The sequence below is a fragment of the Fructilactobacillus cliffordii genome (assembly GCF_024029355.1).
Classification (GTDB): domain Bacteria; phylum Bacillota; class Bacilli; order Lactobacillales; family Lactobacillaceae; genus Fructilactobacillus; species Fructilactobacillus cliffordii.
The window spans coordinates 720,959-744,071 of the sequence record NZ_CP097117.1 but is presented as its reverse complement, the minus strand read 5'-3'; the positions used below and the strand labels follow the sequence as shown (position 1 = coordinate 744,071).

Here is a 23,113-nt window from a genome sequence, read left to right as displayed (position 1 = left end):
TCTCAAAGTTCTCAGCGATTGCTGGGAACTTTTTTTATTTGGTTAATTTAGTTCATGAGAAGGAGATTGACTAATGCAACCAACCGGAAGTAGGCAGATGCAGCAGACGGTGGCGAAACTGATGCCACAATTTATGGAAAATTCTTTTGTAAAAGGGATTGCTACGGGAAGTTTATCCCGGGCGGTCGTAGTGAATTACGTTCAACAGGATAACCTATATTTAGATCGCTTTTTAACCCTGTATCAGCAGGTGTTAGGTGCATTAAATCCTAGTTTATTGGAGCAAACGGAACACGACATTCAACGCGAAAACGGGGCGCATCGGGTGTTATTGCAGGTGGCGCAGACCACGACGGACCAGATTATGACGCCGTTGCCGGCTGTCAAGCAAGTCACCGGGGCGTACTTGGAACACATGGAACGTGCGACTGAACAATCGGTCTTTTTAGGACTCGCCAGCATGCAAGCCTGTCCCGCGGTTTATAGGGAATTGGCGCAACGATTGGTCCAGCAGGGAGTTAATCGTGCGGATAATCCATTTGCTGGCTGGATTAACTTCTATGTCGGAACTGATGATGATTTTGACCATACCATGTTTCACGAGTTGGACCAGCTGAGTCCAACCGTGATGGCTGCGGAACGGCAGCAGGCGCAGCAAGTTTTTCGCAAGAGTTGTGAATTAGAACTGGCCTTTTTTACCCAGGCCAAGGATGATGATTAACATGCCACAATATCCAACTGGACTCACGATTGCGGGAACTGATTCCGGCGGGGGTGCGGGCATGATGGCCGACATCAAAACGATGCAAACCCTTAAAACCTTTGCAACATCGGTAATAGTCGGATTGACGGCGCAAAATACGGAGGGCGTGCAGCGGATTGAAACCGTGGACGCCGCCATGATAGATACTCAATTTGCGTCCGTTGCCGCGGACTTTGACGTTCGGGCGGCCAAAACTGGAGCCCTTTTTGATTCCGATCACGTGCAGGCGGTGGTACGGAACCTGGCTCGCTTTCACTTTCCGGTGGTCGTCGTGGATCCGGTGATGGTCGCTAAGGGCGGTAGTCATTTGTTAGATGAAGCTGGAATTGCGACCCTTAAAACGGATTTACTGCCACTAGCCGACGTGGTTACGCCGAATTTGCCAGAAGCCGAACTTTTAGCCGGCCGCACCATTCATAATCGCGTGGACGTTTTAAACGCAGCGAAGCAGATTCAGCAGTTGGGCGCTGCCAACGTGGTGATTAAGGGCGGTCACGGGACGAATGCCGTGGTTGCCGATTACGTAAAACTAGCGGACGGCACCGATTACTGGATGGAAAGTCCCCGAGTTAACACGAACCGAACGCACGGCACGGGCGATACCTTGTCGTCCGCCATCGTCTCCTACGTGGCCCACGGGATGAACCTAAAGCAGGCGATTCGGCAGGCGCACGACTACTTAGCTACAATTATTCCGCATCCGTTGCCCCTGGGCCACGGTCACGGACCGTTGAATCACGGATTATGGGAGGAACATGATGAAATTTAAACCGGAAATGTTGCAAGTGTACTTGGTAATTGGAACCCAAAATGTGGGTCATCAACCCGCACGACTGTTGCAGGTGGTGCAACAAGCGCTCGCGGCTGGAGTCACGGCAGTTCAATTCCGCGAAAAAGATGGTTCTCAATTGGATGTAGCAGAGCGGGTGCATTTAGGAAAAGTAATCCACCAGTTGACTAAAGCAGCTGATGTTCCCCTGTTAGTCGATGATGACGTTCAGTTAGCGGAACAGATTGGAGCCGAAGGGGTCCACGTGGGCCAGACTGATGATACCGTAGGCCCAATTCGAGCTCAGCATCCGGACTGGATCATTGGATTATCAGTCCACAACGAGGCGGAATTGCAGGCTAGTCAAGCTGACCTTCCGCAGGTGGATTATCTAGGCGTGGGACCGGTCTTTGCGACCGATAGTAAACCCGATGCCCAGGCTCCAATTGGAGTAGCCGGGCTTCAAGCAGTGCAAGCACAAACGGAGCTACCCCTGGTTGCCATTGGTGGCATTAGTGAAACCAACGTCCGCGAACTGAGTGCGGTGCCAACCATTGGAGTTTCGGTAATTTCTGCCATTACGCAGAGTTCAGATCTTCAGAAAACGGTGCAACTTTTAAAAACGAAGGGAGCAACTCATGAAAACTAACTTATTAGCCCAGATTCACAGTCAGACCCCGATTGTCTTAAACGTCGCTAACCACGTGACGCCACAACGGGTTGCAGATGGAATCAACTACATTGGCGGTTCACCGATGATGGTGGCTGATCCACTGGAAGCAGCAGATTTAGCCCACATTGCTAACACGGTGGTTTTAAACTTGGGGTCAACCAACCCCGTAGCACAGGAACTAATGCTAACGGCGGGACAAACGGCCAATCAGTTACAGCATCCCGTCATCTTTGATCCAGTGGCCGTGGGAGCCACGCCCCTACGACGCCAACGGACCCAACAACTTTTAGATCACGTTCAGGTGACGGTGATTCGTGGTAACGCCGGTGAAGTGGCCGCACTAGCGGGGATTAAGTGGGAACAGCATGGGATTGATGCTGGGCAAGGAACTGCTGATCCGGTTGAAGTTGCACAAACGGCCGCCCAACAACTGCACTGTGTGGTGGTAATTTCCGGACCCACCGACATTGTCACGGATGGTACCACGGTGTATCGGATTGAGAATAACGCACCAATGTTAGCCACCAACGTGGGGATGGGGGATGTCCTCGATGACTTACTGGGAGTGGCTGCAGGCGTAAGTGCCGACCTAGAAACCATTGCTACCGCAACGGGCATTTTGCCGGTAGCGGCTGAACTGGCGGCGGGACGGTATCCCGATGCACCGTTCTCATTTATAGCCGAAACTTACAACCAACTCGCTCGCTTAGATGATCAAACCTTGCAACAACGTTTACAACTACAAAAGAACTAAAAAAGACCGCTTTCCAACTGGAAAGCGATCTTTTTTAGTCTAATTGAGGGAGTGATAGCTCTGTAACAGAGCTTTTCGTAATTCAGGATCGTGTGCATACAGGTAAGCACCATGAATCCCTCGTTTTAAGAGGACGTTCACAGAATTTAAAATGATTTGGTGTTTCATGCGGGTGAATTGTGCTGGATCCGTGACGTCCGTCCGGCGTTTAATCATCTCGTTGTTAGTTTTCTTACTGAGATCCACCTTGATCCGGTGCTCAGCGGGGTCCAAGTACAGTAGGGGACTGAGAATCAGTCCGACGTAGTTCAGATCAAAACCCTGGCAAGTGTAAATTGAGCCCACTTCGTTAATGGTCTCCGGGATTTCGACCCAGGGGGTTTGTGTGTAATTATACTGATCCCACGGCATGTGAAAGCCCCCGGTTTCGTGAATGTAGTGTTTGCCACCGTCTAACGTAGAGGGATAACCGGTGGTCGCGACAATCCGGGACAGCCCCACCTCCCGATTGCGTTGTACAATGGCTTGCCGCATTGATTCGGCATCCGCATAGATGCGAAAGTCATAGTCCTGCCTAGCATTTGCAGGTAATGGGAGTAACTCGCCCGCGCTAAAGGCATCCATCCAGTGAATTAACTCCGGACCAGCAGTCATGCGAAATTGATGCGTTAAATCATACTCTGCGTGGGGATAGTGGGCCACGATCTGACTTAACATCTCTTGGTCCCAGTAATTCTTAGTTTGAATTACCTGGTGAAAGTCAAAAACACAGATGACCACTCGACTTAATTTAAGAATTTCTGTTAGTTGGTTGTCCCCATAAAAATTGTTGTAGTGATCTGGTTGTGAGAGCAAGAGGTGGGCCTCGTCAATCACCACCACGTCAGCACGTTCATGCCGTTTGTGCAACTGGTTGATGAAAGAAGTCGGTCGCAGAAAGTTTTTCTTGAGCACGTTTTGCTCGGGGCCAGCCATTTGCTTGTAGACCTTGAGGACTTCGGGGTGGTTCACCAAAAAATAGTTTTTCGTGCCGGAAAACTGACTGTGCTCATTGTGGGCGGCCTGTTGGAGTTCGTAAAAAAGCTGACTGAGAATCACACTTTTTCCGGTTCCACAGTCGCCGTTAATGGTGAAAATGGCGGGGTTGGATCTCGTCAGATGGTGCTGCGTAAACTGCATAATGCGCTGCACTAACGCTTGTTGTTCCGGACTTAATTTATGTTGGTTGGGTGCCAGCTTGGTAGTTGCTGTATTATTAGCCACGTTTACCCTGCTTTCGTTGCAATCCCCAGTTGGTGAAAGCCAGGATGGTGATAATAACCGCAATTACAAATAGCAAGGTGTAATCAAGATGACCTCCCTGAATGGTAGCAGCCATTTGGGCGTTAGCATCGTGAGCTTGGTTTTGATAAAAGGCTAATCCCGAGGCCAACAGACTGGTTCCCAACGAGCCCGCGTATTGTTGCAACATGTTAAACAGCGAGTTGACGTCGGCCGATTGTTTCACTGGTGCGATTGCTTGCGAGTTGGATAGCAGGTTGGCAAAGGCCATGTTCATCCCGATACGGAGTAGTGAGAAGAGCAGCATGAAAGCCATGGGGGTGGCCCACTTGCTTGAGATGCTGAAGCAGAAGGTGGCAATCGTGAAGAGAATCATCCCGGAGAGGATTGGTTTAAAGGCACCGTACCGATCGTAGGCAAATCCCGCTACGGGAGAAATGGCCCCTCCGATGATGGAACCAGGCAGGAGGATTAAACCAGCTGCTAGGGGAGTGACGTGAAAGACGACTTCTGAGTAAATTGGAATTACAAAGGAAATCCCGATGTTGACGAACATTAGCATCATGTAGACGATGGCGTTTAGCGAGATGCTGGGATTTTTCAGCGGATGGAGCGAAAGCACCTGGGTGTTGCCGTGGTTGTTGGTCCACACGAAGAAGGCTAAACTGCAAAGACCAATTAATAACGGAATGAGCCACGGTAAGATGTTGCCGTGCGCGCTTCCCAACTGATTAGTCGCCCACACAAAGGAAAAAAGCGTGATGGCAAGCCAACCCAAGGCCACGAAGTCGAAATGTTTTTGAACTCCTTGGGGCTGTAAATCCAGGGTTTTACTACCCAGCCAGAAAGTTAACAGGATAAATGGCAGGATGACAATGAAAATGTAGCGCCAGGACAGCAAAGAGGATAAAGCCCCACCGTAAGTAGGACCTAACGCCGGGGCTAGGGAAACCACCATTGAAGCGATTCCGACGTAGGTTCCGATGCGGCGCTTGGGAATAAGGGCGAAGATTACCTGGTACATCATCGGCATTGCTAAACCGGTGGAACCGGCTTGAATGAGTCGTCCCGCTAACAGCATGGGGAAGTTGGGAGCTAACACGGACAACAGGTCTCCAATCACAAAGAGGAGACTGGAGATGGCAAAGATTCGTTTGACCGGATAGCGCTTGAGCAGGAAGGCCGTGGTGGACATGGTGATGGTCACGACTAAGAGGTAACCGGTTGTAATCCACTGGATGGTATCCAGAGATACGTTGAGTTCCTTTGCGAGTTCTGGAAACGTCACGTTCATGGAGGTTTCTAGTAAAACTCCTGAGAAGGATAGAAATGCCGCGGCCAGAATGGCCAGATTGGTTTTGAGCGGTATTTTTTCTGCTGGTGTAGCTGACATAAAAAGAGCTCCTTTCTTTCAAAGAAAAAAGACGCATGGGCGTCTTTTAATTACATAAACATTTAACCGTTGGCTTGGTTCACGGCGTGGTTGACCGCATTCCGAAAGCCTTTTTCATCCAGCCCTACGACTCCCTTAATGGTGGAACCACCGGGAGAAGTGACCTGATCCTTTAATACATCGGGGTTAGTACCTGTTTCTAAGGCAAGTTTGGCACTCCCAAAGACCATGCTAGCCGCCACTTGGTAGGCCGTTTTTCGGTCTAATCCATTTTGAACGGCGGCATCGGCTAAAGCACTCATGAAGACGTCGACAAAGGCGGGACCACACCCCGCCACGGTGCCAACAATTCCGGCGTTAGTGGCTGGAACCGCCACGATGGTTCCAAGTTGAGCCAATAGTTCATCAACCGTTTTCTGATCAGCAGGAGTAGCAGCATCCGCCTTGGTCATGGCAATGCAACCAGCGTTCACGGCGACCGGAATGTTAGGAATGATGCAAACAACCGAGTTAGTGGGAAAAATTTCCTGGAGTTGCGCGGGGGTAATACCCTGCACGGCCGAAATGATGATGGTGTGGTCGGCAACGGCCGTTGCTCGTAAAATGGTTTGGGTAGCTGGAGCAGGCGTGGTAACGAATAAGACGTCTGTTGCAGAAAAGTCATTTTCCGTCAGTAACTGAAAGCCGATTTCTCGTTGAAAAGATTGCAATTCCGGGGTAACGTGATGACCTTTTACTAATAGATCAGTAGCCGAGTAGCAATTAGCAAGCCCACGGATGATGGCACTTCCCATGTGTCCTGCTCCTAAAATTCCGATTTTCATTGGCAACTCCTTTGTGTGTGAGAACGTAATTACCATTATTGTAGCATGTTTGTCGTTAGGACAACGATGGCCGCTTAATTGGTGGGCGTAGTCATTAGAGCAGCGTCCACATCAGAATTGGTAATCGTCTGTAGGTCTTTTTTGGTCGGGTGAGGTTGAAAGGCCACCCGCCGAGCTTGTGCCTGGAGCATGGCCTGATAGATGTTGCGGGCCCACCGGGCGTTTCCACTCGGATTATTTTGGTTGATGAAGTTTGTCACGACCTCCGTAAAGTAACTGTCGTGTTCCAAGGTGACAATTTGTTCCTTGTTGATCATGTTTAAGATGATTTGCGTCAGCTCCCCGGTGGTGTAGTCTTCAAAGTGGACCCGGTTGGGGATTCGGGATCGCAGTCCGGGATTGTCGTTTAAGAAGGTTTCCATCTGGTCTGTATAGCCAGCCAGAATGACAATTAAATCTTCTCGGTGGTTTTCCATGCCGATAATCAGCTGGTCAATCGCTTCGTGACCAAAGTCGGTCGGACTGTCGGGATGAGAAAGTTGGTAGGCCTCGTCGATAAAGAGCACGCCGCCTAAAGCTGCTTGAATTACTTTTTTGGTCCGGTCCGCCGTGGTTCCAGTGTAGTGACCCACGAGGTCTGACCGATCAGTCAGCACTAACTTGTTGGCAGTAATGATGTCGTTTTGGTAGAGAATCGTGGCAAAAAGCTTAGCGACCGTTGTTTTTCCCGTTCCGGGATTCCCCGTAAAAATCATGTGGTTACTGATTCCCTCGGGCGTTTTTAGTCCGTGATCCTTCCGCAATTGATTCATTTTGGCAATTGCGACCATGTCGGTAATCTGTTGCTTGGCTTCCTCTAAACCAGTGAGGCCCTTCAATTCAGCCAGAGCATCTACGTTTGTATCGAGCGTTTCGACGTTCAGGCTTAAATCATTGTTGGGACTATCATCGTCAGTGGTCGTTTTTTCTGATTTGTCGGTTGCACCTGCTGGGGCATCCTTGAGGTTGGTCAAATCGCTGAGATTGAGGTCAGCGTAGGGGTCCCTTTCAAACAATTGAGTGGCATGGCCGTAGTTCGTGGTGAACTTACTGATGTCAATGGTGGCAATCGAAGAAACTTCGTCCGTTTCGATGTCGACCACGTCAACTAAGGGCAGTTGTTTTTGCAGGTCTGCGACTGTAACCGGTTTTTTAATGGCGAAGTAGATTGACATCGTGCGCTTTTTAAAGTTAAGTTGGAAGCTAAACTTACTCCCCAAGAGTTTGTGCAGGAGGTTATACAGCAGGATTAAATTGTCAGTCCAATCCGTGGTTCCTCCAGTATCGTTTGGTTCGCGTTGGTAGGACTTGATGTTGTTGATTTTAAAGACTTTGGTTTCTAAGTTTCGATCCAGTTTGTAGTTTTCGCGGTAGAATAGCTGACCATATTCTTTTAACTCTTCAAAAGTCATGGCTACACTCCCTTTCTGTTGGCGGATTTGGTTCTAACCTTTTCATTTTATAAGGAAGATTCAGAATTGTAAACCGAGAAGGGTGAAAAATCAGACAATCCGGGGAAAGAAGACAGATTAAAGGCAATGGTTCTCAAATTTTGACTTTGAAAGCGGTTAAATTGTTCGGATTTGCTTGAAAGCAGGGCAGAATAAAATCGCCCAGCTAGACGAACTAGTCGGACGATTTAAAGTGGTGCTTATTTTTGGAGCAAGTCGTGGTTGATGGCAGCGATGTAACTCTTTAAGCGTTCGTTTGCCTTAGCTTGCGAATCGGCCTTAATTCCCACGTAGAATTTGATTTTAGGTTCGGTTCCAGAGGGGCGGATGGCTAACCAAGTTCCGTCAGCTAACCAGTACTTCAACACGTTGGATTGCGGTAGGTCAATCGGGGCTTCGGTCCCATTGGCAGCCGTTTTAACGGAAGTTTGGAAGTCCTCTTGTGCCACAACTGCTACGCCGTTAAATTCAGTTAGTGGGTGAGCTCTAAAGTTCTTCATGAGGTTGGCCATTGTTTCTTGACCGTCTAAGCCCGAGAATTCTTCGGAAATGGTTGCTTCTTCAAAGTAACCATATTGTTCGTATAAGGCTTGCAGTCCGTCGTACAAGGTTTTTCCCTGTTGCTTGTAATAAGCGGCGACTTCGGCCAGTAACATGGTCGATTGAATGGCATCTTTGTCCCGTACAAACGGTTTGATTAGATAGCCAAAGCTTTCTTCAAAGCCAAACAGGAAGGTGTGGTCGTGGTTAACTTCGGCTAGTTGAATCTGTTCAGCAATGAATTTGAATCCAGTTAACACGTTTTTCATGGTAACGCCGTAATGGTTAGTGATGTCAGTAGCCAGCTCGGTCGACACGATTGATTTGACCACCATTCCATCTTCCGGGAGCTCGTTTGCTGCTTGTTTGGCTTTTAAAATGTAATCTAGCAAAACACTGGCAATTTGATTTCCAGTCATCAACTGGTACTTTCCGTCTGGTTGGCGCACCGCGGCACCAAGCCGGTCTGCATCGGGATCAGTAGCGATTAAAACGTCAGCGTCTTCTTGATTACCCAACTCAATGGCTAAGTCAAAGGTTTGGGGGAATTCAGGGTTCGGGAACGGTGTGGTTGGGAACTCTGGATCCGCGATCGTTTGGGGCACTACCACGTCGTAGTTTTGAAAACCAGCGTCGGATAAAGCCCGCCGCGCGATGATTTTCCCAGTTCCGTGCAACGGGGTGTAGACGAACTTTAGATCTTTTCCAACCGTTTGAATCAAGTCATGGTTGACGTTGACAGTCTTAATTTGGTCTAGGTAAGCGACATCGACGTCTTCACCTACGATTTGGAGTAAGTCCTGTTCACGGAGGTCTGGTTCAACAGCCACCGGAATGGCAAAGAGGTCAGTCACTTGCCGCACGTAAGTGGTCATTAAGTCTGATTCCTTCGGGGGCATTTGACCACCGTCGGGACCGTAAATTTTATAACCATTGTATTGCTTTGGATTGTGACTAGCGGTAATCATAATTCCCGCGTAAGTATGTAAATGGCGGACCGCAAAGGACAATTCGGGTGTGGGCCGGATGTCATCAAAAACGTAGCTCTTGATGCCGTGGGCACCTAACACGCGAGCAGCTTCATGGGCAAAGAGTCGTGAATTATAGCGCGGATCAAAGCTGATCACGACCCCACGGTCCCGGTCAGCAGCTGGCAAAGTTTCCATTAATTTAGCTAAGCCTTCAGTGGCTTGGCGAACCGTGTAGATGTTCATCCGGTTCGTTCCAGCGCCAATGACGCCTCGCATTCCGGCCGTTCCAAAGGACAGGGAGGTGCTAAAAGCATCGGCAATGGCATTGAAATCATCGGTCATTGCTTGAAGTTCGTTTTTTAAATCTGCAGGAAGGTTGGCGGCATCTTTCCATTCCGTGTACCGTTCCATGATTTCCGTCTTGTTCATAGAGTAATCTCCTCAATAAAGTCGATTAAGAGTATTAATTCAATCCAAATTATAGTTATTAATCCGCTAATAGTCAACGAGCGCCGGTCTGATAATGATTAGCTGGGTTTTCCGAGTGCAAATACGGGGTATGGTATAATACGGATAAATGAATAGGGGAGGTTCAACCGAATGAAATTTTTAGCTAGTCCAGGACGATTTTATCTGAATAATCCCGCTGGAGAAATGGTGGCTGAAGTTACGTTTACACTTGCTGACGATGTAGTTTCAATTAACCATACATTTGTCGACCCCAGCTTGCGAGGCCAAGGCGTGGCCGGTAAGTTAATGGTGGCTGTAATTGATTATGCTCAGGAACACCGTTACTGGATTAAGCCGGTTTGTTCCTACGCCCAGATGTTTTTCCAGAAATTTACCCAGTATCAGGATTTAGTAAAGGAGTAAGCTCATGGCAGTTTTAGTTGCTGGGGGAGCCGGTTACATCGGTTCTCACATGGTAGACCGCTTGATTGAAAAGGGTTATGACGTGGTTGTAGCGGATAATCTCTCGACCGGTCACCGCGCCGCCGTACATCCGCAAGCGCGTTTTTATGAAGGGGACACGCGGGATGCTCAATTTTTAGACGATTTATTTGCCAAAGAAGACATCGAAGCCGTAATTCATATGGATGCCTTCTCGCTCGTTCCCGAATCAATGAAAAAACCATTAAAATACTTTGATAACAATGTGATTGGCATGATTGTGTTGCTAGAAGCGATGCAACGGGCTGGCGTTAAGTACGTGGTCTTTTCGTCAACGGCGGCTACTTACGGTAATCCGGAACGAATTCCGATTCACGAAGCTGACCGCAAGGAACCGATTAACCCATACGGAGAAAGCAAATTAATGATGGAACACATCATGAAATGGGTCGAACAAGCGGACGGCATTCACTCCGTAGCCCTGCGGTACTTTAACGCTGCTGGTGCCAAAGCCGATGGTTCGATTGGAGAAGATCACCATCCAGAAACCCATCTAATTCCAATCGTGTTAAAGGTGGCTGCTGGGCAACAAGATCGACTAAAAATCTTTGGTGATGACTACGATACTCCTGATGGCACCAACGTCCGCGATTACATCCACATCTTAGATTTGGCGGATGCCCATATTCTAGCAATGGAATACTTAAAACAGGGGCATTCGAGTGACGTCTTTAACCTGGGATCTTCCACTGGCTTTTCTAACCGTGAGATTTTGGAAGCCGCCCGCAAGGTGACGGGGAAAGAAATTCCAGCAGAAGTGGCACCACGCCGAGGTGGAGATCCCGATACGCTGGTAGCAGACAGCAGTAAAGCCCGTGAAGTGTTAGGCTGGAATCCGCAGTACGATAACATTGAAGACATCATTAAAACGGCCTGGACGTGGAAGCAGAAGCATCCCAATGGCTACGCAGATCGGTCGTAATGCCCGATGAACAATAAAAAAACATACCTCGGGGTGGTGCTCGCCATTGCTGGCGCCTTGATGTGGGGCATTCAAGGACCGGTATCAGAGTTTTTGTATCAGGATCGACACTTTTCGACGGAATGGTTGATGGGGATTAAAATGTTAGTTTCTGGCATTTTAATCCTTTTCTTTGTGCGCCTGGTGCAACACCAGCCCGTGTTTATCATTTGGAAGCGCCAAAACTGGTTGCCGTTAATCTGTTATGCTGTCTTGGGATTGACCGGAGTCCAATATTTTTTCTTACTCACGGTCCGAGCCAGCAATCCGGCAACGGCCACCATTATGCAGAGCCTGGGGACCGTCATGATCGTGATTCTGACGGCCATCGTGTACCGTCAGTTACCGAGTCGTCCCGAAGCAATTGCGGTTGCGGTCGCCATGGTCGGAACTTGGCTATTAGTGACCAAGGGGGACCTCACCAGCCTAGCGATTAGTCCGAAGGCGTTTGAATTAGGTCTGTTGGTGGCATTAGCCGGTGCGTTGCAAACAATGCTCCCGGTTAAATTAATCCAGCGGAACAACACTTTGGTAGTGATCGGCTGGGCGATGTTAATCGGAGGTCTCATCTTTAGTTGCATTCATCCCATGTGGGTGAATCCGCCGCACCTAAGCGTCGGTGTCGTGCTGGGTGTCGGGTTTATCGTAATCTTTGGGACAATGTTGGCCTTTATCTGCTTTGTGTCCAGTTTGCACTATGTTTCGCCCACCACAGCAGGGTTACTGGACACCTTCGAACCGTTGTCAGCCACGTTACTCACAGTTTGGTTCTTCCATACTAGTTTTAACTTAGCGGAAATCATCGGTGGGATTCTGATTTTAAGTACCGTCTTTATTCTGGCCGTTCCCGCTCATAAGCAATCTTCAATTTAAGGAAATTGCTTTTTTTATTAAAATTAATTGAACACCGTGTTGACTTAATAAGCAAGACGAGTAAAATGGAATTTGATATAAGTTAGAAGGGGGGGGACAGGTGATGGCCAAACAAACGCGCAAAACCAGTACGGTTGCAGACATTCAAGAAGCTCTGATTCAGTTAATCAATGAAAAGGGGCTCCAGAATCTGAACGTTACAGACATTACGCGCACCGCGGGTATCGGTCGGGGCACGTTTTACACGCACTACTTGGATAAGGCGGACCTCGTGAATCAGCTCGAAGCAGATTTGTTGGAAAAACTACAGGCTGATTTAGACCAGATTATGCCAGATGCAATGAAGTGGCTTGTCGGAGAAGTGCCAGAGACCGCTTCGTTTATTACAGAAACGCTCAATAATTTCTACGCGAATCAACGCTTAGTCGCGGCGTTACTGGGCGAGCAGGGCGATCCGTACTTTTTAAACCGGATTAAGCAGGTGGTGTTCGCGGACCTGGATGCGGCTTTAACCAAGTTTGGCGATCAAATTCACAGTCCAAAAGTGATCCCGCTTGATTATGTGCGGGAATTTATTATTGATGAGATTATGGGCATCATTGTGTATTGGATTAAGAAACCCAATCCGGAACCCCCGACTGTGGTGGCAGAAATCATTGCCAACTTGCAACAAACCGCGCCACTTCAATTACTAACGTTAACCCAAAAACAGGAGGAGCCTAACGATGAATAAGTTTGTGAAAAAATATAGTGGCATTGCGCTATTGTGGCTCATCGCAGTGCTCGCTGCGGTCCTCTTTTTACCGAATATCGGGAGTCTAGAGGCCGAAAAGGGACAAACGAAGATCCCGGCGAACATGCAGAGCCAGGTGGCTACCAACATGCAAAAGCACTGGGGCCATCACATCAGTAATACCCGTCAGGTGGTTTTGGTCTACAACAACGGCGAAAAGCCGATTACCAAAGCTCAACAGCAACGGATTGACCAACGGATCCGCCACTTAGAAAAAAATTCCGACCATTACGGAATCAAGAGTGTGACGTCGATTACCAATACGCCGGTGGCCAAGAAACAACTGCTTTCAAAGGATAAATCGACTGAGATTGTGCAGTTGAACGTTTCCAAACGCGATTCGGTGGAAACCATGAACCAGAAGCTAAAATCCGGCGGGAAGGTTAGTGGTGTGCGTTCCTACGTAACGGGAGCGGACGTCTTAAACGATGACATGCGGCTCTCGATGGTGGATGGAATCAAGAAAACGGAAATTATTGCCACGATTTTCATCTTAATTGTGCTGATTATCGTTTTCCGTTCTCCGATTGTTCCACTGGTTTCGTTATTAACCGTGGGAGTTTCGTTCATTGTCTCCCTCAGCGTGGTTATGAACCTCGTGAAGTACTTTAACTTCCCGCTTTCAAACTTTACCCAAGTCTTCATCGTGGTGGTGCTGTTCGGAATTGGGACCGATTACAATATCCTGTTGTACGATCAGTTTAAGGAGAACTTGGCCAACGGGATGGACCGTGTCAAAGCAACCGTTTCGGCCCGGAAGTTAGCTGGTCGGACAATTCTTGATAGTGGAATCTCCGTTCTGATTGGATTCGCAGCCCTTGGTTTGGCGAACTTCTCCGTTTACCGGTCTGGATTTGCTGTGGCGGTTGGAGTGGTAGTCTTACTACTCGTGCTGTTAACCTTGAATCCGTTCTTTATGTCCGTCCTCGGGGCCAAGATGTACTGGCCGAACAAGAACCTGGCTGAACAAGCTCAAAACAGCCGGCTTTGGGGCTGGTTATCCAAGCGCTCCGTTCAGTTTGCCGTTCCGGCTGTGATCGTAGTCTTAGCGGTCCTCTTACCCATCATTTCCTTTGGGCACGGAAACCTCAGCTACGATAGTGCTGTCGAATTAAGCAACAATGTCCCATCAAAACAAGGATTAAACGTGGTGGAAAAGCACTTTAGCAAGGGGACTGCTGAACCATCCACGATTTACATTAAGTCTGATCATTCACTGAAGAACCAAGCAGATTTAATGAAGATTGACCAAGTTACGAACCAGTTGCGGAGTCGAAAAGACGTGGCGACGGTGGCTTCTGTGACCCAACCAAGTGGACAACCAATTAAACAACTGTACTTAAATGATCAATTACAAACGCTGACCGGAAAAATGAATCAAGCCGGACAAGGATTGCAACAGATCCAAGCCGGGGGTAACGGACAAGGCTTTAATGCTGATCAACTAAAAGCCATTGGTGAATCCGCTCAATCCATCGGTCAGAAATTGCAAACGATTCAATCCACGGCGGGCAACCAGATGACCGGAGACCAAGTAGTTGCTGCCATGCAACAAAAGGCAACGGCCATGGGGTCACCGTTAAACCAAGCCCAACTGCAAATTATTGGCGGCGCTTTGCAACAAGCCCAAGCTAGCCAGAGTAATGTCAGTGGTCAGCTAAATGGAATTGCAAGCGATACCCAAAACATCGGTAATAACGCCCAGGCGCTGGGTGAACAGCTGAAGGCCCTGCAAGCCCAAACCGAAAAAGCCCAACAGGGTCTGAGCCAAATCTCTGGCGGAGTGGGACAAGCTAACAACTACCTGGCTTCCGTCCAAGGTTCGGCCGCTGGTCAAACCTTCTTCATTCCGGAACAAGTCATGAACAGTGATCAGTTCAAGCAGGCAGTTAACAACTACCTGTCTGGAAACGAAAAGACCACCAAGATTACGGTGGTCTTGAACCAGAACCCTTCGAGTGCGAAGGCCATGAAGACGGTTAATGACATCCAAAATCAAGTTAAGCAAAACTTGAAGGGGAGTGACCTCGACAAGGCCACGGTGGCTGTTAACGGTCAAAGTGCTTTGATTTCTGATACGCAAACGATTGCCTCGGGAGACTTCTTCCGGACCGCAGTTATTATGTTAATCGGAATTTTAGTGGCTCTCATTTTTGTGACCCGGTCAATCTTACAACCGCTTTACATTGAAGGAACGTTGCTGTTAGCTTACTTTGCTTCGCTGACGGTCACCCACTGGATTAGTAGTTTAGTGTTAGGACACTCGATGTTGACTTGGAATACCCCATTCTTTGCCTTCATTATGATTATCGCTCTGGGTGTGGACTACAGCATCTTCCTGATGCGCAAGTACCAGACGGTTTCCGGTGCTGATCCTGCCGAACGAATCATCGAGTCTTCTAAGTTTATCGGTGTCGTGGTGCTTTCCGCAGCCTTGATTCTAGGAGGAACGTTCGCAGCCTTGATGCCATCCGGTGTCCTGACGCTGATTCAAGTGGCCATTGCTGTAATTGTGGGGCTCTTAATCCTTGTGATTATCCTGCCAATCTTAATGTCGGCAGCGGTGAAATTGACGTATCCGGATCCCCAAAAAGCTGCAGAAGGTGAATAATTAAAAATAAGTCTCGCTAATGCGGGGCTTATTTTTTTCTGCTTTGGGGGCGGAAATTTATCTCAAAAAAGCGTATGATGAAACCATTGGAAAAATTAAGGTTGAAGGGGAAGAAGCATGGAAAAACAACCACAAGTGCAACACCAAAACATTATGAAGGGGATCCTGTGGGCCACGCTGGCCTCCGCGTTCTGGGGAATTTCGGGAACCATTCTCCAGTTTGTATCGCAAAACGCCAGCATCCCAGCGTCTTGGTTCCTCTCTGTCCGAACGCTATTTTCGGGAATTATCTTGCTATTTATTAGTGCGGTTTTATACCGGGGCAAAATCTTTGGGGTCTTTCGGGACGTCCACTCGATTATATTGATCTTTGGGTACGCCATCTTTGGACTCGGAGCAAACTTACTGTCATTCTACGTCAGTGTGCAAACGGGGAACGCTGCTTCGGCCACCATTTTGCAGTATCTCGCTCCTTTGTTTATTTTATTGGGCGGCTTTATCTTTAAGCACAAGATTCCAAACAAGGTTGATGTCCTAGTCTTTATAATTGCTTTAGTGGGGGTAATCCTTTCGATTACTAAGGGTGACATCAGTCAATTATCCATCCCACCCATTTCATTATTCTGGGGAATTATTTCCGGAATTACGGCTGCTTGTTACGTGGTAATTCCACGGCCGTTAATGGAAAAAAATTCACCGTTGACGGTGCTTGGTTGGGGAACTTTAATCGCCGGGTTCTTCTTTAACCTGCACCAACCGGTGTGGGAAAACGTGCCACATTTAACGACTGGCAGCGTGATTGGGATTGCAGCCATTGTCATCTTTGGAACGGTGTTGCCGTTCGCCTGCCTGCTGCACAGTATGCACTTTGCTAGCTCCGAAGACGTTAGTTTGGTCGATGCGGTACAACCAGTAATGACCTTTATCTTGAGTATCGTCTTCTTACACACCAAGATTAGTTTCATGGAAATCGTGGGTTCGGCGCTCGTGATCATTGCCATTTACATTCTGCAGTACTATCGGCGCAAGTCTGACCAAGCAGCGCAGAAGATGGAGTAATCCATGGCACAGCAATATAAGGTGTTACGGTTCATTGGCGTTCCGGTGGTGCAAACTGCCAACGGGCAGTATGAGATTAAGCGTGATCAAGCCGGTCAGTTTAAGCTACACGGATGGCGCATCGGTAAGCACACCAAGGGGCACTATCAGGCTCCCGGTCAAATCTTTTTGACCGAGAATCAAATGCGGGTTGCAATCGTAGCGGCCTTTGATGTATCTTTTAAAAAACGCCATCGGTATCAACCGATGGCTCGTTTTTTGTCAGAGTCTGTGCCAGTGGACGTGTTGCAAACGGCACAGGCCCAATTAGATTCAAACTAAGTGTGATAAGGGAGATAGTAATGTTTACATGGTATCGCAAGTTAAGTAACAACATGAAGGGAATTTTACTGGCGGGACTCGCCTCCGTTTCCTGGGGTGTTGCGGGGGTCATCACCCAATTCGTGTCTCAAAATGAATCGATTCCGGCCTCCTGGTTCCTATCGGCTCGGACCACCGGAGCGGGGTTAATCCTGATTCTGGCTAGTGCCATTATTTATCGCGGTCGGATCTTTGATATTTTCAAGAGTTGGAAGTCGATTGGAATTTTGATCTGTTACGGACTATTTGGACTGGCTGCCAACATGGGTAGTTTTTACGTTAGTATTCAAACCGGGAATGCGGCTGCAACCACGATTTTGCAGTACTTGGCGCCACTTTTCATCGTGATTGGGGGCTTTATTTTTCAACACCGTAAACCGGTGAAAATGGACCTGGTGGTTTTTGTGATTGCCATCATTGGGGTGGTACTTTCAATCACCAAGGGAGACCTTAGCCAGTTATCGATTCCGCTGGATTCCTTTTTATGGGGATTGGTTACTGGAGTGACGGCCGCTTTGTATGTGGTCTTACCGCGGCCGCTGGGTAAAACCAACCCCCCAATCGTCGTAATGGGATGGGGAACGTTGATTGCCAGTCTGGCCTTTAACTTAAACCACCCGGTGTGGAAGGACGTCCCTCCGTTGAGTGCTGGCGCCATTCTTGGTGTGTTGGGGATTATCTTCTTTGGAACTTTATTAACCTTCTCTACGTTGATTTACGCTTCCCGGTTTACTTCATCAGAAAACATTAGTTTGATGGATGCCTTACAACCAGTTTCAACCTTTATTTTGAGTGTGATTTTCTTCAAGGAATCACTGAGCTTAGCCGAAGTGGTAGGAGCCATCATGGTGATTATCGCCATTTACCTCTTGCAGTACACGCAACGTCACGATGATATTGCGCAGCAAAAACAATAAATTATTAAAGGGAACCCTTATGTTATTGATTGAAAAATCGTAACGTAAGGGTCTTTTTGTGAGAAAAATAATGCTAAATTCCAGACAAAGAACCAACCAAATCATTTGTTTTTTCTTTTTAAACAGTCGTTAATTCCGGTATAATAAGAACTATTCGGAATTTTACAGGTGTGAAAGGAAGCGGAACAGTTGAAACAAAAACAACCCGGAGTATCCCTTGTGGGCTTAATCATGTTGGTGATTAGTGCGGCCATTGGGGCGGGGATTTACAATGCTAGTGCCCAGCTAGCGGCCGTCTCAACACCCGGACCAGCCTTAGTGGCGTGGTTAATCGTGGGAATTGGAATTTTTGGTCTCACCTGGAGTTTTAAGTCACTAAATGAAACCCAACCAGAGCTCAACGGAATGGTTGAATACGCCCAAACTGGCTTTGGAAACTTTGCCGGATTTCTGTCGGGTTGGGGATATTGGTTATCATCCTGGGTCGGAAGTGTGGCTTTTGCGACAATGATGATGTCTGCGATTGGATATTTTATCCCTAGTTTTCGAAGTGGAAATTCGCTTGGAGCGGTTTTGACCGCTTCTGCTATTTCCTGGGCGCTAACTTTGCTAGTGATTAATGGAATTGAACTCGCGACCTCGATTAACGTTATCATCACGATTTTAAAGTTGATTCCCTTGGTGGCCTTTATTTTATTAGGCATCGTGATGTTTAAGGCCGGGGTCTTTACCGCTCACTTCTGGGCCAACTTTACGACTAATTTTCGGTACTACCCGGCGACCGCAAGTGGGATTTTCACCCAGATTAAGGGATGCATCATTACCATGATGTGGGTCTTTGTTGGGATTGAAGGGGCCACGATGATGACGGACCGAGCTCGCAAGCGCTCTGATGCCAGTAAGGCGACCATCATTGGCTTTTTGGCGCTGTTAACGCTGAACGTTGTGATTTCAATGCTTCCCTATGGATATTTAACGCAAGCGCAATTAGCCCACGTTAGTAATCCGGCGCTGACCTATGTGGTGCAAGATATGATGGGACCAGTTGGGGGTGCTTTAGTTAGTATCTCGTTAATCATTACGATTACCGGTGCCTGGCTGTCCTGGACGATGCTGCCGGTCGAAGCAACCACTCAAATGGCTGAAAAAGGACTCTTACCGCGCTGGTTTGGAGTGATGAACCGGAAAAATTCTCCGGCCCATTCTTTGTGGATGACCCAAATCCTACTGCAATTATTTTTAATCTCGCTATTATTTTCAACGCAGGCCTACAACTTTGCCATTTCCTTATGTACGGCTGCCATCGTGGTGTGTTATTCACTTGTAGCGGCGTTTCAGGTGCAGGTCGGTTGGCACCGCCATTCCGTGGGCTTAATGCTACCGGGCTTAGTGGCGTTCGTGTTTGAAATTACGGGAATTGTGCTGGCCGGGGTGCAATACCTCTGGTTGTGTACCATTGCCTATGTACTAGGCTTTGTCTTCTACATTCGAGCGGTGCACGAACAGGGACGGAAACTGACCCGACGTGAAATGATTCTGATGGGTCTAATCACGCTGGCCGCGATTGTAGCGGTCGTAGCTGTTATCACCGGCCGTTTGGCGTTGAGTTAATGACCAGAAGGGACTAAGCACAATGAAGAATAAAGCAGTTGCCGTGTACTGCGGAGCGGCAACGGGGAATCAACCTGCGTATCAAAGCGCAACGGTGGAGTTAGCGCATTGGTTAGTGAAAAACCACCTCACCCTAGTTTATGGTGGAGGTGGCGTGGGCCTGATGGGCTTATTGGCGCGAACGGTGCTGGCTGCTGGCGGTCAGGTGCAGGGGGTCATGCCCCAAGCACTGGTAGACCGGGGCGCCGCCCTTGACGAATTGTCTGATTTACAAGTGGTTTCGAACATGTCGATTCGCAAACAACGGATGTTAGAACTAGCGGATGCCTGTATCGCACTACCCGGCGGACCGGGGACGCTCGAAGAGATTGCGGAAGCGTACTCCTGGACGCGGATTGGTGCGAATGCCAATCCGTGCGTTTTGTACAACGTCAACGGGTATTACGATCCCTTGCAACGGATGTTTGCCGAAATGGTGAACAATGACTTCTTGACGACCCAGGACAACGCCAAGTTATGTTTTGCTCGTTCCTTAGCAGAGATTGAGGCGTTTATCAAAGACTACACACCGCCGACGGTGCGTAAATACTAAAAAAAGATCGTTCGCACAATAAAGCGAACGATCTTTTTTTAGTGGTGCCGTTTTAAACCCGGTAGCGTTAACATTGTGACAAAACTAATCAGGTAAAGGACCGATAAGAAGAGCATCACCACAATCAAGTTGAAGTGTTCCATCAGCAGACCGATTACCAGGGAAGACATTCCTCCAACGGCTCGACCGACACCAACGATAATGTTATTGGCACTGGAACGAACCGCCGTGGGATAAAGTTGACTAACCACGGCACCGTAACCACCGTACATTCCGTTGGAAAAGAAGCCAATCACCGCACCGATAATTAAAAGGAGGCCGGTCGAGTGGGCTAGAGCAATGCTGTAGACCAGTGCCGCAGAAGCTAGCAAGAAGATTCCAAAGGCTAAGCGGGGCCCTAACCAATCAAGAAAGGTCCCAAAGGTCAGCATTCCCACGCTCATTCCCCCGATGGTAGCTAGCATCCACAGTGAGGATCCCGCTACGTTTAAGTGACTTTGTTTTTGGACAATCGTGGGTAACCAGTTCATCAGGCCAAAGTAACCGGCAATTTGAACCGTAGTCATAATCATAAGTCCAATCGTGGTCCAGGTGGTTTTTCCGTCGGCAAACATGTAACGCTGGATGGCCGTGAGTGGTGACATGGTTTGGTTTCGTTTTTCCGCTAAGAAGGTCGGTGATTCCTTTAAATGACGTCGAACCAAAAAGACCAAGGCAATCGGAAGTAAGCCAAAGAGATATAAAGCATGCCAACCAAAGTGTGGAATCACGAGGGCCGCTAAAATGGCGGCCGCCACCGCTCCAATTTGACCGCCAATCGCAGCAATGGATGAGAGTTTACCCAGATTCCGATTGGGAAAGGCTTCGGCAATTAACGTAATGCCGATTCCGTATTCACCCCCAGCGCCAATTCCGGCTAACAACCGAAACAGATAAATCCAATAGATGTTTGTGGCGATGCTCATGAGGGCCGTAGCCAGGGCAAAAACGAAGATGGTGTGGGTAAAGACTTTAACCCGTCCCAAACGATCACCGAGCATCCCGAAAATAATGCCTCCGAGGAGCATTCCCCAGTTGGTAATTGTTCCAATCATGCCTGCGGCCCCGGGCGAAACGTGCATGGTGGCGATGATGGAACTTAACGTAAACGAAAGAAAAAGCACGTCCATATTTTCGAGACCGAACCCAGAACTAGCGGAGAAAAGTACTAGTTTTTGATTGGCCGACATGGTGACGTGCGGTTGCTCTGTTTTTGTCATTAATAACCCTCCAAAGTGGGATTCACGGATCCCAATTATTTGTTGTTTTATTAAGTGTGCCATAAAAAATTGGTTTGTACAATGGACATTTTTATATTATAATGCGAGAAACTAATTAAATGGTTCAGAGAAGCCAGATTAAAGGACAAGTAAATTAACTAACCACCAGTGGGCCTTCTCTACCGTAGAGAAGGTCTTTTTTTGGCCCTTTTGAACTCCAACCGTGGGAGGTACTAATGACGAACTCGCAGACAACGCATCCACTGATGATTGCCCTCGATTTTCAAACCAATGAAGAGGTACAGAACTTTTTAAATCAGTTCCCGCATCCAGAACAACTGACGGTGAAAATTGGGATGGAATTGTTTTATCGCTACGGACCAATGATTGTAACTGAGATTCAAAAACTTGGGTGTGCCATTTTTCTGGACTTGAAGTTGTTTGACATCCCGAACACCGTGGAACGGGCGCTAACCCAGCTCGGCGAATTGGGAGTGAACTACGTGACCGTGCATACTCTGGGGGGATCGACGATGTTACAGGCAGCCAAACGGGGATTAACGGCCGGAGCAAAACGAGGAAACGTTACCGTTCCACACTTACTGGGAGTCACGGAATTAACTTCAATTTCTCCAGCTGGTTTGCGGGAGGAACAAAACTGTCGCCTCGATATGACGGAACAAGTGGTATCGTTGGCTCATTTAGCCCAACAATCAGGATGTGACGGCGTAATTACGTCGGCCTTAGAACTACCGGCTTTGGTACAGCAAGTAGGAGCTAATTTTGAGTACGTGGTCCCTGGGATTCGGTTGGCTAGCGATGCTGCCGGAGATCAACAACGGGTAGCTACCCCCCAAACGGCGCGTCAAGATGGCGCTACTGCGATTGTGGTGGGGCGTCCGATTAACCAGAGCTCTGATCCAGTGGTGGCTTACGATCGTTACGATGCTGCCTGGACTGATTAAAAGGAGATTTTAAATAATGGAAAAACTGGAAACAAAAATTTTAGATCAATTAGTGGAAAACGACATTGTGCAACTGCATTCTGATCAGACCTTTCAGTTTGCGAGTGGGATTCACTCTCCTATTTATACGGATTTGCGGTTAACGGTTTCTTACCCGGATTTGCGGAGCAACATTGCGGATGCTTTAGCGCAATTAATTAAGGCTCAGTATCCCGACGTAACCGTGATTGGTGGAGTAGCGACCGCGGGGATTCCCCACGCAGCGTTGGTGGCTGACCGCTTGAACCTTCCCATGGTTTACGTCCGCTCCAAACCCAAGGATCACGGAACGGGAAAGCAGATTGAAGGAAAAATTAGTCAGCAGGATCAGGTCGTTCTGATTGATGACTTGATTTCAACGGGAGGTAGCGTCATTAAGGCCGCTCAAGCGGTTCAACGCGAGGGATACAAAGTTGTCGGAGTGGTTTCCATCTTTTCATACGGGTTCCCTGATGCGTCCCAAAACTTTAAGGATGTTCAAATTTCGTTCACTCCCCTATTAACTTATGCCCAATTGATTCAACAACTGTTAGATACGGATGCAATTACTCAAGACCAGTACAGCAAATTTAATCAATGGCACCAGGATCCGTGGAACTGGAAATAAGGCTAATAATCTTGATTAGCCTGTGTTAAAATGTAAAAGACTCGTAATAAAGATGAG

Annotated in this window: 22 protein-coding genes; 16 read left to right on the top strand and 6 right to left on the bottom strand. The window is 48.1% G+C overall.

All coding sequences use genetic code 11. From position 1 onward, the window contains the following. Nucleotides 1-73 precede the first annotated feature (73 nt). From M3M38_RS03785 to thiM, 4 genes are read left to right on the top strand one after another with little or no spacing between them, the layout of a single operon-like run. Nucleotides 74-721 (top strand): TenA family protein, encoded by a 648-nt coding sequence (locus M3M38_RS03785; protein WP_252813596.1) that lies wholly within the window; start codon nt 74-76, stop codon nt 719-721. A 1-nt stretch (nt 722) separates the two neighbouring features. Then, complete coding sequence (gene thiD, locus M3M38_RS03780) at nt 723-1,532, top strand: bifunctional hydroxymethylpyrimidine kinase/phosphomethylpyrimidine kinase (protein ID WP_252813595.1); 810 nt, start codon at nt 723-725, stop codon at nt 1,530-1,532. Further along, nucleotides 1,522-2,181 (top strand): thiamine phosphate synthase, encoded by a 660-nt coding sequence (thiE, locus tag M3M38_RS03775; RefSeq protein WP_252813594.1) that lies wholly within the window; start codon nt 1,522-1,524, stop codon nt 2,179-2,181. The genes thiD and thiE overlap by 11 nt, the downstream gene beginning before the upstream one ends. After that, the gene (gene thiM, locus M3M38_RS03770; protein ID WP_252813593.1) at nt 2,171-2,959 is read left to right on the top strand and encodes a hydroxyethylthiazole kinase; all 789 of its coding nucleotides are present in this window, start codon (nt 2,171-2,173) and stop codon (nt 2,957-2,959) included. The genes thiE and thiM overlap by 11 nt, the downstream gene beginning before the upstream one ends. Before the next feature lie 39 nt (nt 2,960-2,998). Here the strand turns inward: thiM and M3M38_RS03765 are convergent, their stop codons facing one another. From M3M38_RS03765 to M3M38_RS03745, 5 genes are all read right to left on the bottom strand, one after another. After that, entirely contained in the window at nt 2,999-4,222 is a 1,224-nt protein-coding gene (locus M3M38_RS03765; RefSeq protein ID WP_252813592.1) for a DUF2075 domain-containing protein, read from the bottom strand. Beyond that, nucleotides 4,215-5,633 carry an MFS transporter gene (locus tag M3M38_RS03760; RefSeq protein ID WP_252813591.1) on the bottom strand — a complete coding sequence of 473 codons (1,419 nt, stop codon included), beginning with the start codon at nt 5,631-5,633 and terminating at the stop codon, nt 4,215-4,217. The genes M3M38_RS03765 and M3M38_RS03760 overlap by 8 nt, the downstream gene beginning before the upstream one ends. A 62-nt stretch (nt 5,634-5,695) precedes the next feature. After that, nucleotides 5,696-6,457, bottom strand: coding sequence for a pyrroline-5-carboxylate reductase (proC, locus tag M3M38_RS03755; protein ID WP_252813590.1), 762 nt, complete (start codon nt 6,455-6,457; stop codon nt 5,696-5,698). Between the two features lie 74 nt (nt 6,458-6,531). After that, nucleotides 6,532-7,908, bottom strand: a complete 1,377-nt coding sequence (locus tag M3M38_RS03750) for an AAA family ATPase (RefSeq protein WP_252813589.1) — start codon at nt 7,906-7,908, stop codon at nt 6,532-6,534. Nucleotides 7,909-8,147: 239 nt separating this feature from the next. Then, entirely contained in the window at nt 8,148-9,887 is a 1,740-nt protein-coding gene (locus M3M38_RS03745; protein ID WP_252813588.1) for a phospho-sugar mutase, read from the bottom strand. A 171-nt stretch (nt 9,888-10,058) separates the two neighbouring features. On the opposite strand from M3M38_RS03745, the gene M3M38_RS03740 reads away from it, so the two are divergent. From M3M38_RS03740 to M3M38_RS03695, 10 genes are all read left to right on the top strand, one after another. Further along, nucleotides 10,059-10,331 carry a GNAT family N-acetyltransferase gene (locus M3M38_RS03740; protein ID WP_252813587.1) on the top strand — a complete coding sequence of 91 codons (273 nt, stop codon included), beginning with the start codon at nt 10,059-10,061 and terminating at the stop codon, nt 10,329-10,331. Nucleotides 10,332-10,335: 4 nt separating this feature from the next. Further along, nucleotides 10,336-11,331 carry a UDP-glucose 4-epimerase GalE gene (gene galE, locus M3M38_RS03735; RefSeq protein ID WP_252813586.1) on the top strand — a complete coding sequence of 332 codons (996 nt, stop codon included), beginning with the start codon at nt 10,336-10,338 and terminating at the stop codon, nt 11,329-11,331. 6 nt (nt 11,332-11,337) lie between these two features. Continuing rightward, nucleotides 11,338-12,243, top strand: coding sequence for a DMT family transporter (locus M3M38_RS03730; RefSeq protein WP_252813585.1), 906 nt, complete (start codon nt 11,338-11,340; stop codon nt 12,241-12,243). Nucleotides 12,244-12,346: 103 nt separating this feature from the next. After that, complete coding sequence (locus M3M38_RS03725) at nt 12,347-12,976, top strand: TetR/AcrR family transcriptional regulator (protein ID WP_252813584.1); 630 nt, start codon at nt 12,347-12,349, stop codon at nt 12,974-12,976. Then, on the top strand, nt 12,969-15,647 hold the full coding sequence (locus M3M38_RS03720) for an MMPL family transporter (protein WP_252814839.1): 2,679 nt from the start codon (nt 12,969-12,971) through the stop codon (nt 15,645-15,647). The genes M3M38_RS03725 and M3M38_RS03720 overlap by 8 nt, the downstream gene beginning before the upstream one ends. 117 nt (nt 15,648-15,764) lie before the next feature. Beyond that, nucleotides 15,765-16,706, top strand: a complete 942-nt coding sequence (locus tag M3M38_RS03715; RefSeq protein WP_252814838.1) for a DMT family transporter — start codon at nt 15,765-15,767, stop codon at nt 16,704-16,706. 3 nt (nt 16,707-16,709) lie between these two features. After that, nucleotides 16,710-17,027 carry a DUF7671 family protein gene (locus M3M38_RS03710; RefSeq protein ID WP_252814837.1) on the top strand — a complete coding sequence of 106 codons (318 nt, stop codon included), beginning with the start codon at nt 16,710-16,712 and terminating at the stop codon, nt 17,025-17,027. Nucleotides 17,028-17,047: 20 nt separating this feature from the next. Continuing rightward, nucleotides 17,048-17,983 (top strand): DMT family transporter, encoded by a 936-nt coding sequence (locus tag M3M38_RS03705; RefSeq protein WP_252766407.1) that lies wholly within the window; start codon nt 17,048-17,050, stop codon nt 17,981-17,983. Nucleotides 17,984-18,172: 189 nt separating this feature from the next. Beyond that, nucleotides 18,173-19,594: a basic amino acid/polyamine antiporter gene (locus M3M38_RS03700; protein WP_252814836.1), complete on the top strand. Its 1,422-nt coding sequence runs from the start codon at nt 18,173-18,175 to the stop codon at nt 19,592-19,594. Nucleotides 19,595-19,616: 22 nt separating this feature from the next. After that, on the top strand, nt 19,617-20,186 hold the full coding sequence (locus M3M38_RS03695) for an LOG family protein (RefSeq protein WP_252766405.1): 570 nt from the start codon (nt 19,617-19,619) through the stop codon (nt 20,184-20,186). A gap of 38 nt (nt 20,187-20,224) precedes the next feature. On the opposite strand, the gene M3M38_RS03690 is transcribed toward M3M38_RS03695, so the two are convergent. After that, complete coding sequence (locus M3M38_RS03690; RefSeq protein ID WP_252814835.1) at nt 20,225-21,445, bottom strand: MFS transporter; 1,221 nt, start codon at nt 21,443-21,445, stop codon at nt 20,225-20,227. Between the two features lie 236 nt (nt 21,446-21,681). Here M3M38_RS03690 and pyrF point away from each other — a divergent pair, with 236 nt between their 5' ends. Beyond that, on the top strand, nt 21,682-22,410 hold the full coding sequence (gene pyrF, locus M3M38_RS03685) for an orotidine-5'-phosphate decarboxylase (RefSeq protein ID WP_252814834.1): 729 nt from the start codon (nt 21,682-21,684) through the stop codon (nt 22,408-22,410). Between the two features lie 16 nt (nt 22,411-22,426). After that, nucleotides 22,427-23,056 (top strand): orotate phosphoribosyltransferase, encoded by a 630-nt coding sequence (pyrE, locus tag M3M38_RS03680; protein WP_252814833.1) that lies wholly within the window; start codon nt 22,427-22,429, stop codon nt 23,054-23,056. The last annotated feature ends 57 nt before the right edge of the window (nt 23,057-23,113 follow it).

Excerpts from the sequence above, each read along its gene's own strand:
- M3M38_RS03785 (WP_252813596.1), top strand. The coding sequence starts at position 74 with ATGCAACCAACCGGAAGTAGGCAGATGCAGCAGACGGTGGCGAAACTG.
- thiD (WP_252813595.1), top strand. The coding sequence starts at position 723 with ATGCCACAATATCCAACTGGACTCACGATTGCGGGAACTGATTCCGGC.
- thiE (WP_252813594.1), top strand. The coding sequence starts at position 1,522 with ATGAAATTTAAACCGGAAATGTTGCAAGTGTACTTGGTAATTGGAACC.
- thiM (WP_252813593.1), top strand. The coding sequence starts at position 2,171 with ATGAAAACTAACTTATTAGCCCAGATTCACAGTCAGACCCCGATTGTC.
- M3M38_RS03760 (WP_252813591.1), bottom strand. The coding sequence starts at position 5,633 with ATGTCAGCTACACCAGCAGAAAAAATACCGCTCAAAACCAATCTGGCC.
- proC (WP_252813590.1), bottom strand. The coding sequence starts at position 6,457 with ATGAAAATCGGAATTTTAGGAGCAGGACACATGGGAAGTGCCATCATC.
- M3M38_RS03750 (WP_252813589.1), bottom strand. The coding sequence starts at position 7,908 with ATGACTTTTGAAGAGTTAAAAGAATATGGTCAGCTATTCTACCGCGAA.
- M3M38_RS03745 (WP_252813588.1), bottom strand. The coding sequence starts at position 9,887 with ATGAACAAGACGGAAATCATGGAACGGTACACGGAATGGAAAGATGCC.
- M3M38_RS03740 (WP_252813587.1), top strand. The coding sequence starts at position 10,059 with ATGAAATTTTTAGCTAGTCCAGGACGATTTTATCTGAATAATCCCGCT.
- galE (WP_252813586.1), top strand. The coding sequence starts at position 10,336 with ATGGCAGTTTTAGTTGCTGGGGGAGCCGGTTACATCGGTTCTCACATG.
- M3M38_RS03730 (WP_252813585.1), top strand. The coding sequence starts at position 11,338 with ATGAACAATAAAAAAACATACCTCGGGGTGGTGCTCGCCATTGCTGGC.
- M3M38_RS03725 (WP_252813584.1), top strand. The coding sequence starts at position 12,347 with ATGGCCAAACAAACGCGCAAAACCAGTACGGTTGCAGACATTCAAGAA.
- M3M38_RS03720 (WP_252814839.1), top strand. The coding sequence starts at position 12,969 with ATGAATAAGTTTGTGAAAAAATATAGTGGCATTGCGCTATTGTGGCTC.
- M3M38_RS03715 (WP_252814838.1), top strand. The coding sequence starts at position 15,765 with ATGGAAAAACAACCACAAGTGCAACACCAAAACATTATGAAGGGGATC.
- M3M38_RS03710 (WP_252814837.1), top strand. The coding sequence starts at position 16,710 with ATGGCACAGCAATATAAGGTGTTACGGTTCATTGGCGTTCCGGTGGTG.
- M3M38_RS03705 (WP_252766407.1), top strand. The coding sequence starts at position 17,048 with ATGTTTACATGGTATCGCAAGTTAAGTAACAACATGAAGGGAATTTTA.
- M3M38_RS03695 (WP_252766405.1), top strand. The coding sequence starts at position 19,617 with ATGAAGAATAAAGCAGTTGCCGTGTACTGCGGAGCGGCAACGGGGAAT.
- M3M38_RS03690 (WP_252814835.1), bottom strand. The coding sequence starts at position 21,445 with ATGACAAAAACAGAGCAACCGCACGTCACCATGTCGGCCAATCAAAAA.
- pyrF (WP_252814834.1), top strand. The coding sequence starts at position 21,682 with ATGACGAACTCGCAGACAACGCATCCACTGATGATTGCCCTCGATTTT.
- pyrE (WP_252814833.1), top strand. The coding sequence starts at position 22,427 with ATGGAAAAACTGGAAACAAAAATTTTAGATCAATTAGTGGAAAACGAC.